Origin of the sequence: Virgibacillus sp. L01 (assembly GCF_052246775.1) — a bacterium.
In the GTDB taxonomy this organism is placed as follows: domain Bacteria; phylum Bacillota; class Bacilli; order Bacillales; family Amphibacillaceae; genus Lentibacillus.
On record NZ_JBQQCP010000002.1, the window covers coordinates 383,415 to 392,979 of the forward strand.

A 9,565-nucleotide genomic window follows, 5' to 3' on the forward strand; every position below is an offset into this window, starting at 1 on the left:
AAAAAGGCTGATAGTAAAAAACCTCGCTACCAATTCAGACTGGCAGGGAGGTTTTCTATCGTGCCATGCTATATAACTTGATCTTGGGAGTTAACATTCAGGAATATATTTTGCGTATAAGTTGGTATGATTTAAGCTTATATATACTGGTATTACACAATAAAATAGGCAAAAACAGAAAGAACAACAGATGTAACTGTCATAGCAATAAGTGGCTTCATGGCTTTAGTACGTAAATCAGCAAAGCTGACACTAAGACCAAGCCCTACCATAGCTGCAGTTAATAACCAAGTTGTTAAAGTATAAATAATGTTAAGTATTCCTTCAGATACTGGAATAGAATGTCCAAACACATAAGTACCTAAAACACTTAATAAAATAAAACCAATTAAGAACCATGGGAAGGCTATTTGTGTACTTGAATGATTTGAGCTTTTATTTTTTGATTTCATAATATAGATAAGAATAAAGCATAATGGGATGAGCAAGAATACACGGCCTAATTTAGCAAGTAAAGCAATAGCCAGCGCATCTTTCCCTGCAGGAGCAGCAGCCAGTGCAACGTGGGCAAGTTCATGCAAACTAATTCCCGACCAGGTACCATAATCTACAGCTGATATAGGCAGTACGGGACGTATTATTGTATAGGCAATTGAAAATACAGTACCCATCAACGCGATAATCCCGACACCAATTGCTGTATCTTCATCTTTTGCCTTAATAATTGGTGCAACAGCAGCAATTGCTGCTGCTCCACATACTCCAGTCCCGACACCTAATAATAAGGAGATAGTTGTATTAGCTTTAAACACTTTCGCAAGCCAAATCATCATAAGAATTGCGAATAATATGACGAATGCATCTCGTAGGAGTAATCCTAAACCATCGCTAAGTACGATATTAATATTTAATCTAAGACCGTATAAAATAATTGCTAATCTAAGTAATTTTTTGGAGGAGAATGTCACTCCTGCTCGTAATGCTTCTGGATAACCGAATATTTGTCGATATATAATAGCTATAATAATTGCACAGGCTAATTGGCCAACATATGCGAATCCAGGTATAAGAGCAAGTAATAAGCCTAATAACGCAATGAAAAATGTAAATGCAACTCCAGCAATCCACTTCAACCTTTGTTTTGAAAATGTATTTCCTTTATGTTCGGGTTCTTGTTGAATGGCGTGTATTTTTTGATTTTCAGCAGACATAAAAAATAATTCCCCCTCCTAATTTAGATTAAGGCAATGGTAATTATAAGTAAAATTAATTATTATTATAGTTTTTATAAAAAAAAGTAATAACATAAATTTCATAATATCCTTTACATATATTGGTGGCAGTGTTTATGGCGTGCAACCAAGGAGGCACTATTCTTATTTTAAATGAAACATAGTCAACACCTAATTCGTAGCTAAAATAACAGTATTAAACTAGGAGGATTATGATGGGGGAGTCAATTTATTTCACAGATAACTTCTTTTCAAAAGGAACAACGGAAATTTTTAATAGTGAACAGGAGGTAGTCGGGTCACTTGACTTAAAAAGTGCTTTTTCCTCAAGTGTCGCTATTCTGGATGTTGATGGGAATATAGTAGTGACAGGTTCTTCTCCTTTTTTCTCACGCGGGTGGATTGTGAAGGATCAAAGTGAGCAGGAACTTGGGAAGTTAAAGCAACGTTTTGCCTTGTTTTCCAAAAAGTTTGTCTATCATTCGTATCATCATGGTAAGTATGAAATTAAATCAGAAGCGTTTTCCAAGGAATATGACATTCTTAATCAGGATGAAAATTTGGTTGCCGCATTCAAGAAGGTTAGTGGCTTCTTTCAATCACCAGCATATGAATTGAGCAGTAATTCTTCTCACTTAGCCATGGAAGAATTAATAGCGGTTGTGATGGGTGTTAACCTGACTATTAAACGTAATAATTCTGCGGGGGCAAGTGGCGGAGCAGGAGGATCTTAATCTAAATAAATCGAATAATGAAGATCGGTTAATGCAGAGTGCCTTAAGAAGGTGCTCTGTTTTTTTATTTCCTAAACCCTGGATAAGTAAAGCCTGCATGTGCATGAAAGAAACTTCTGATTCATAAAATTTTATAAGCGCTTTTCTTGTCCATGTTCAGTTGAACAATAGGGAGGTAATTATGTCTAAAGATTTATTAATATGCAGATGTGAAGAAGTTATGTTAAGTGAGCTGAAAGCAGGTATATATGATGGGTTTACTACAATGAAGGCATTAAAACTGAGAACACGAGCTGGTATGGGGATATGTCAGGGAAAAACGTGCCGTCCACTTATCGAACAAATTGTTGCTAATTATACTGACAAGGAAATACCGGATGGTTCGGGGTTAACCTTTACTTATCCTGTACGGCCCTTAAGTCTGGCTGAACTTGCCGGTGAGAGAAAGGATGTTGAATGATGCGCATTACGGACCATCCTGTTCTTGAAGATTTGGAAAAGAGACCGGTAACGATTACATTCAATGGGGTGGATTACCAAGCATATGAAGGGGAGTCGATTGCCGCTGCGTTACTTGCTAATCAAATTCGTGTACTGCGATATTCGGAAAAAAACAGCAAGTCACGCGGTATATACTGTGGAATCGGTCACTGTTATGAATGCCGTGTAACAGTTGATGGGAGACGAAGCGTGCGGGCATGCATTACAAATGTACAGGGTCAAATGCACATTGAATCGCAGGATGGGGATAACTCATGAAATATGATCTGATTGTAATTGGTGCAGGTCCTGCTGGAATGAGTGCAGCAATCAAAGCTGCTTCATACGGTGCAAAGGTAGCGATAATTGATGAAAATCCATCTGCAGGGGGGAAATTACTAGGTCAGCTGCATAAAGAACCTAAGAAAGGTTGGTGGCATGGCAGGAAGATTGCCCAAGAACTGGAAGCAAATTTGTTTCAGGCAGGGGTTACACTTTTTCAGGGCAAAGAAGTGTGGGGGATTTATCCGCGCAGGAAGGTGTTAGTGAATAGTGGAGAAAAACTTCAAGCGGAACATGTCCTAATTGCTTCAGGAGCAGCTGAAAAAGCAATCCCAATTCCTGGATGGACGTTACCGGGAGTGATGGCAGTCGGAGCAGCACAGACTCTGACTAACTATCATCGTATAAAGCCTGGCAGAAAAGTAGCGATTATTGGCGTGGATCCTCTTTCATTATCTGTAGCACAACAATTGAAAATGGCTGGTATTCATGTGGTCGGAATATTCCTTCCGCCTGACAGTGTATGTTCAAAAGACAAGTCATCACCAAGCCAGACGATCAGTTATTTATCCAGTATGGCTCACGCCGCACCTAACTTATTCTTCAAGATTGGCGGGGATCTGGCAAAATATCCATTTATCCAACATGTTGGAGCTAAATTTTATCCACGGATTGGAATGAGGATTTGGGGTATCCCTCTTTATTTAAGGAAAACAGTTTTGGAAATTGGCGGCGCTGAACAGGTGGAACATATCAAGGTTGTCCCTGTAAGTCAGGAAGGTATTCCGAATGAGAATCGGATCAAGACGGTTGATGTGGATTGTGTCTGTATTTCGGGTGGACTGTATCCGCTTACGGAATTAGCATGTGCAGCTGGGTGTGAATCGGTATATATCAAGGAATTAGGTGGTCATATTCCGTTACATAGTCCGGAGATGGAGACAACTCAGCCCGGGATTTTTGTTGCCGGCAATATTACTGGAATTGAGAGCGCAAAGGTTGCGATGGCACAGGGTGACCTTGCAGGAACAGCGGTTGCCGGAAAACTCGGACTGGTCAGCTACAAATTAATAGACGTAGCACAGGAAAATCTAACAGAGGCAAGGGAAGATGCGGTAATAACGTTTCAGCAGAATATCGTAGCAGGCAGGGAAAAATCTCAACAATGTTGGAAGGATTACAATTCTAAAGGAGTGAAGCAATATGCAGACAGCTGATGCTGTCGTGATTGGTGGAGGTGTGATTGGAACATCGATTGCCTACCGGTTGGCAGAGCACCGAAACGTGGTTTTGATCGACAAAGGCGAAATAGGGGCACAAACGTCCGGAGCCTGTGATAAGGCAATCTTTCTGCAATCAAAGAAACCCGGTTTTCCTATTAAACTAGCAAATGCCAGCAGAAAGCTTTATGAGAATCTGGAAGATGAACTGGGAGCTTCGATTGAATTTAAAAAAGATGGCGGGATGATCGTCATCGAAAATGAATCCCATTTACCCTTCATGAAGGATTTTATCAAAAAGCAAAATAAGGCCGGGATTGATGTGAAGCTGTTGGACAGGAGAGAGTCCCTTGCATGGCAGCCAAGTTTATCATCGCATATTGCTGGGGCTGCTTACAGTAAACAGGATGCAGAGGTCAACCCACTTCTATTAAGCCAGGGATTTGCCGAGTCATCTAAGCGAAAGGGAGTGGAAATACAAACACATACAGAAGTAACCGATATTGCGGTAAACCAAGGAAAAGTAACAGGTGTACAGACAGATAAAGGTTTTATTGCAACCGAACTTGTTGTTAACGCAGCAGGTCCTTTTGCTTCTAAAATAGCGGAAATGGCCGGTATTGGACTTACCATTATGCCGCGGCGTGGTGTGATTCTAATATCAGAAAAAGTAAAACCGTTAATTCATGGAAATATATTATGTTCGCAGTATATTGCCGCCAAGCACTTGGAAGATAGTAATACCAATGATCCGCCATATGGAATTGGGCTTTCGCTTGGGCAGACGGAAAGCGGAAATCTGCTGATCGGCGGAAGCAGGGAATTTAAGGGATTCGATAAAGAAGTTGAGCCTGAAGTACTTTCTGCAATAGCTGCACATGCAAGTCGCATTGCTCCAGCGTTAAAACAGATCCGAATTATTCGTACAATGGTGGGTTTCAGGCCATTTACAGGTGATGGACTTCCGATTATTGATGAATCACGAGATGTGAAAGGGTTTATCATAGCTGCTGGTCATGAAGGGGATGGCATTGCGCTTGCACCGATCACTGGTGTGCTGGTTGCCAGCTTAGCAGACAACAACTCAAACGATAAGGATTTGCTCGAACCATTACGGATGGATCGGATGCAGGCTGTTTAGTTTTACAAATTAAGGCTGTTTTTTAAGGGTTGCTGCTTTTCTCCTTAACAAGACAAGTAGTTGATATAAACTGCGATACACTTTTAAAAAGATTTGAGTGCTATGATACCGCTACGGAAATACACTACACGAACCTTAGGGCGGCTGGTCTCGCCTCCACCAGGAGTTTCCGTGTATTTCCACAGTGGGGTCCAACAGCTACCTAAAGGCTAAATCGCAATTTATATCAATAACAACAACCCTTAAGAAATCAGCCAATACAAGGGGCTGGGTATGTATGATTGAAATTTTTATACCGCTGGCGTTGCTGTTTATTATTGCATTGGTGAAACGAATTCCACGGATTGGAGGTGATATACGAGTAGCACTGCTTGTAGCTGCTGTATCATCCGCAATTATTTCAGGATTAAATATTGGAGAAACAGTGCTTGCGTTCGTAGATGGAATTGACCGCCTGTCCTGGGTCATCATGCTGTCATTGTTTGGCAGTCTCTATGCTGAATCGCAAGCTAAATTAGGAGCAATTGATACAACATTGAACAGTCTTCGCGCAGCATTCGGGAATTCGCCTAAGGGTTTAATAGTCGCCATATTTATTACCCTAATTCTAGCTGGTTCACTTCTTGGGGATGCAATAGCGGCAGCGACAGTCATTGGGTTTCTTGTTATTAATTCATTAACAGAATTAAAATTGAAACCGGAACAAATTGGGATGATTATTTTGCTTGGTGCTTCCATCGGTTCCATTATGCCGCCAATTACACAAGGTGTATTTCTTTCTGCTTCATTGGTAGGTGTTGATCCAGGTCCGGTTATAAAGATTGCTTATGTAACCGTGACAATTGGTGCGATATTGGCTATCTTGGAATCATTTCGATTTGTCCGAGGGAAAACAATGCCAAAGGAATTAATTCCGGAGCAGTCGGTTATCCAAATTTTGAAAGAACGATGGAAAACCTTGATACCACTGCTTGTTTTAATCTCCATTGTGCTGGCCAATACGTTATTTGACTATAATATTTTTACCGAAATTTCTATATTTGCTTTTATTCTGGAGCCTTTAAAAGAAATAAGAATTGTCCAGGGTATTACCTTTCAGGTTGTGAGTGCAATTATCATTGCTTTTCTGGTCAGCTTTTTATTTCCTGCAGTTAGAAGAGACACCAAAGGGGTATTTAAAAATGGCTTGGGAAAAGTGAATCAGACTGTCCAAATACAGATTTGTGCAGGGGTTATGGTAGGGGTTTTTTACGCTTCCGGACTAATAGATAAGGTGGCTCTCATGACTGAGGGACTGGCTTCATCGATGGTGAAATTGGGCGGGGCGCTGTCGATGGTAGTTGTAGGAATGCTTACCGGTTCACAGACAACTTCCCAGTCCGTTATTGTAACATTTCTTGGCCCCATCCTCGAAAAAATGGAGGTAGCCCCGGAACTGATTGCTTTAGGCGCATCCCATATAGCTGCAGCGGGTCAGAATATGCCACCGGTAGGTTTAACAGCATTTGTCATTTGTGGGTTGATAGGCGGGATTTTAAATACAAAAGTAGACCCATTAAAAGTCATGATGCTGGCGCTGCCGAACTCGCTATATTTCTTAATCATCGGATTGATCGTGTGGTTCATCTAAATGGATGAAGCAAAATTGGGAATTCTGATGCTAAATACCGATTTTTACCGGCCAAAGGGAGATATAGGAAATCCGGATACCTTTTCCTTTCCTATCGAATATAGACTAGTAGAAAAAGCAACTATCGACCACGTAATTAAATGGGGAGATGCTGCATTAATCGAACCTTTTATTGAATCAGCTAAGTATTTAGAGAAAAAAGGGGCGAAAGCAATAACCACCAGCTGTGGTTTCCTTTCCATCTTTCAACAGGAAATACAAAATCAGTTAAAAGTTCCTTTCTTCGCATCCAGCTTAATCCAAATTCCATTAGTTTATAAGGTAACAGGTGGAAGAATAGGTGTTCTTACAGCAAGGAAAGTGAGTTTGACTAAGCAGCATTTGGAAGGTGCGAATGCTGGGGACATACCAGTCGCAATCGAGGGTATGGATGACAGGCTAGCATTTACTGCCGCAATCGTGGATGAAACACAGGAATTGGATATGGAAAAAGTATCCCTGGAAATGAAAGAGGCAGTTCGTTTGCTCATATACAAGTATCCGGATATAACTGCTATTGTACTTGAATGTACCAATATGCCGCCGTATAAACATGCCATACGTGAAGTGACGGACTTGCCAGTTTTTGATATTACGTCTTTAGTTAACTATGTGGTAAAAGAATTGTGAATTCACCAATCAACACGTGCCTGGACAGTTTAGAAGAGTATAAGGTGACAGGCATTTATTCCTTCGATATATCAACTACTCCAATAAATCAATTTAAATAATTCCCTCTTTATTATATTTTTGTTAAACTCATTCAACATGATGCTTTTTATTTTCGCTTTTCTGGATTGAGCAGTTTTTGATATCTAGAAAGCTATTAATAAGGGAAGGGGGAATGAGAAATGAGTGCGATTGCTGAACAAGTGACTGAAGAGTATTCGTTATCCAAATCAGAGAAAAAGAAAATAATCTTCCTAATGTGCTCTGTTTTATTATTTTCAGTTATGAATGGAACCATGTTCATGATCGCTGTACCTGATATTGCAAAATCTTTTTCTCTTTTACCCTCACAGGTAAGCTGGGTTGTAACGGGGTATATCATTCTGTATGCAATTGGCGCGTTGATGTATGGAAAATTAGCTGATATTTATCCGTTGAAATTGTTATTGACGATTGGATTGAGCTTATTTGCGGCAGGTTCGGTTTTTGGCTTTTTTGCACCAACGTTTCTAATGGTTGTCATTGCACGTTTGATACAAGCTATGGGCGCATCTTCCATTCTTGCATTGGCATTCATTGTGCCGTCACGGTATTTCTGGGATGAAAGAGGCAGGGTACTGGGAATTGTTTCAAGTACAATGGCGTTTGCCTCCGGAGTAGGACCAGTGATTGGTGGTTTTGTTGCGGGTGCGTTGAACTGGCAATTTTTATTTTTAATTTCTGCACTTGTAATGATTACTATACCTTTCTTCCGAATCTGGATGCCTGAAGAGGAGAAAAAGGAAGGGAAAGTTGATATTCTAGGGGCTGTGTTAATTGCCGTAGCTGTTGCCGATCTTATCCTTTTTATTACGATGTTTGATTGGTGGTACATGGTCATTAGCATTGTATTCTTTGGTTTGTTTGCGTGGAGAGTATCCAAGAGTGACATTCCGTTTATTCGTCCGGATTTATTTAAAAATGCTCCATACCGAACAACGATTATTGCTGGTTTTTTTGCGATTATGACAATGATGGGCCTAATGTTTATCATGCCTCTCTTGTTAAGTGAGGTAAACGAATTGAGTACGCTGCTTATCGGTCTTACATTATTTCCAGGTGCCATGGTTGCTGCGTTTATGGGAAGGTGGGCAGGACTTCTAACTGATAGACGGGGTAGTGAACAAGTAGTTTTTATTGCTTTCGCGCTGATGATTACTGGATTCTTGCTAATATCCACTTTTACGGGAGGACCTGCTTGGCTTATCAGTATCGTGCTAATCATAACCTTCATCGCTTTTCCGTTTATCCAGACTTCTACAGCCAATCTGATTTCATCTGTTCTCCCGCGGAATGAGATAGGTGTCGGAATGGGGATATATAATTTGGTTAACTTTATGTCTGGTGCTTTCGGTGGGGCGATTATTGGAAAAATACTTGACTATAATAATGATTTAAAATTAAACCCATTTTCAATTGCACAGGGGAACGAAGTGGTTTACAGTAATGTTTTTGTCGGATTTGTCGTGTTGACGATTTTGAATGGATGTTTCTTTTATATGTCGTTTAGAAGGAAGTAGTATGAAAGCTAACGGGGTCAGTTTTGGGAAAGAAAAACACTAGTTTCTATGTAAATTAATTTTATAGTTTCCTAAAAAGCAAGACAAAAAGCTCAGAATTCATTCTGAGCTTTTTTGGTAGTTAAGAAAGTATAAATACTTTCTTACTGCATAAGTGCAACTAAGGATTATCTATATTAGGGCTTGGCGATAAGCCAAGTTTTCTAAACGTTCTAGCATAATGTCCTTCTTCAACTAAAGTTACCCGCTAGTATTCCCGTATTTATTCACTAGGATGTGCCCACTGATTTGGCGGATCCTCATTCCGTTATTTCCTTAAAAACGCCTATTTTAATCGTGTTATGTAATCCTCATTCCGCTATTTCCCCTTTTCAGCCACATTTTTCATCGTTATTGGGTGAATAACGGAACCAGGAACCGTTTCAACATTCTAGGAAAGCTTTTTACCCATTTAGCTACTATGAACAAAACTGGCTCCTTAATCGTAAAGTCGTGGGTTAATTTGGTAGACTGTTACTAAGAAAGAAAAACCCAAATCAGAGCCACATTACGAAAGGAGCCTTACTATGAATAATAACA

The 9,565-nt window shown here is 40.1% G+C and carries 9 protein-coding genes; 8 read left to right on the forward strand and 1 reads right to left on the reverse strand.

Going from position 1 to position 9,565, the window contains the following annotated elements; translation table 11 throughout:
* Nucleotides 1–152: 152 nt before the first annotated feature.
* Entirely contained in the window at nucleotides 153–1,211 is a 1,059-nt protein-coding gene (locus ACTWQM_RS07030) for a YeiH family protein (RefSeq protein WP_443257467.1), read from the reverse strand.
* A 236-nt stretch (nucleotides 1,212–1,447) separates the two neighbouring features.
* Here ACTWQM_RS07030 and ACTWQM_RS07035 point away from each other — a divergent pair, with 236 nt between their 5' ends.
* The 8 genes from ACTWQM_RS07035 (at nucleotide 1,448) to ACTWQM_RS07070 (ending at nucleotide 8,986) form a co-directional block, all read left to right on the forward strand.
* Nucleotides 1,448–1,966 (forward strand): hypothetical protein, encoded by a 519-nt coding sequence (locus ACTWQM_RS07035; RefSeq protein WP_443257468.1) that lies wholly within the window; start codon nucleotides 1,448–1,450, stop codon nucleotides 1,964–1,966.
* Nucleotides 1,967–2,147: 181 nt separating this feature from the next.
* The gene (locus tag ACTWQM_RS07040) at nucleotides 2,148–2,426 is read left to right on the forward strand and encodes a (2Fe-2S)-binding protein (RefSeq protein ID WP_443257469.1); all 279 of its coding nucleotides are present in this window, start codon (nucleotides 2,148–2,150) and stop codon (nucleotides 2,424–2,426) included.
* Complete coding sequence (locus ACTWQM_RS07045; protein WP_443257470.1) at nucleotides 2,423–2,725, forward strand: (2Fe-2S)-binding protein; 303 nt, start codon at nucleotides 2,423–2,425, stop codon at nucleotides 2,723–2,725. Before ACTWQM_RS07040 ends, ACTWQM_RS07045 begins: the two co-directional genes overlap by 4 nt.
* Nucleotides 2,722–3,945 carry an NAD(P)/FAD-dependent oxidoreductase gene (locus tag ACTWQM_RS07050; protein ID WP_443257471.1) on the forward strand — a complete coding sequence of 408 codons (1,224 nt, stop codon included), beginning with the start codon at nucleotides 2,722–2,724 and terminating at the stop codon, nucleotides 3,943–3,945. Before ACTWQM_RS07045 ends, ACTWQM_RS07050 begins: the two co-directional genes overlap by 4 nt.
* Nucleotides 3,932–5,089 carry an NAD(P)/FAD-dependent oxidoreductase gene (locus tag ACTWQM_RS07055; RefSeq protein ID WP_443257472.1) on the forward strand — a complete coding sequence of 386 codons (1,158 nt, stop codon included), beginning with the start codon at nucleotides 3,932–3,934 and terminating at the stop codon, nucleotides 5,087–5,089. Before ACTWQM_RS07050 ends, ACTWQM_RS07055 begins: the two co-directional genes overlap by 14 nt.
* A gap of 277 nt (nucleotides 5,090–5,366) precedes the next feature.
* The gene (locus ACTWQM_RS07060; RefSeq protein WP_443257473.1) at nucleotides 5,367–6,719 is read left to right on the forward strand and encodes a TRAP transporter large permease subunit; all 1,353 of its coding nucleotides are present in this window, start codon (nucleotides 5,367–5,369) and stop codon (nucleotides 6,717–6,719) included.
* Nucleotides 6,720–7,388, forward strand: a complete 669-nt coding sequence (locus ACTWQM_RS07065; protein WP_443257474.1) for an aspartate/glutamate racemase family protein — start codon at nucleotides 6,720–6,722, stop codon at nucleotides 7,386–7,388.
* A gap of 221 nt (nucleotides 7,389–7,609) precedes the next feature.
* Nucleotides 7,610–8,986, forward strand: coding sequence for an MFS transporter (locus tag ACTWQM_RS07070; RefSeq protein WP_443257475.1), 1,377 nt, complete (start codon nucleotides 7,610–7,612; stop codon nucleotides 8,984–8,986).
* Nucleotides 8,987–9,565 lie beyond the last annotated feature (579 nt).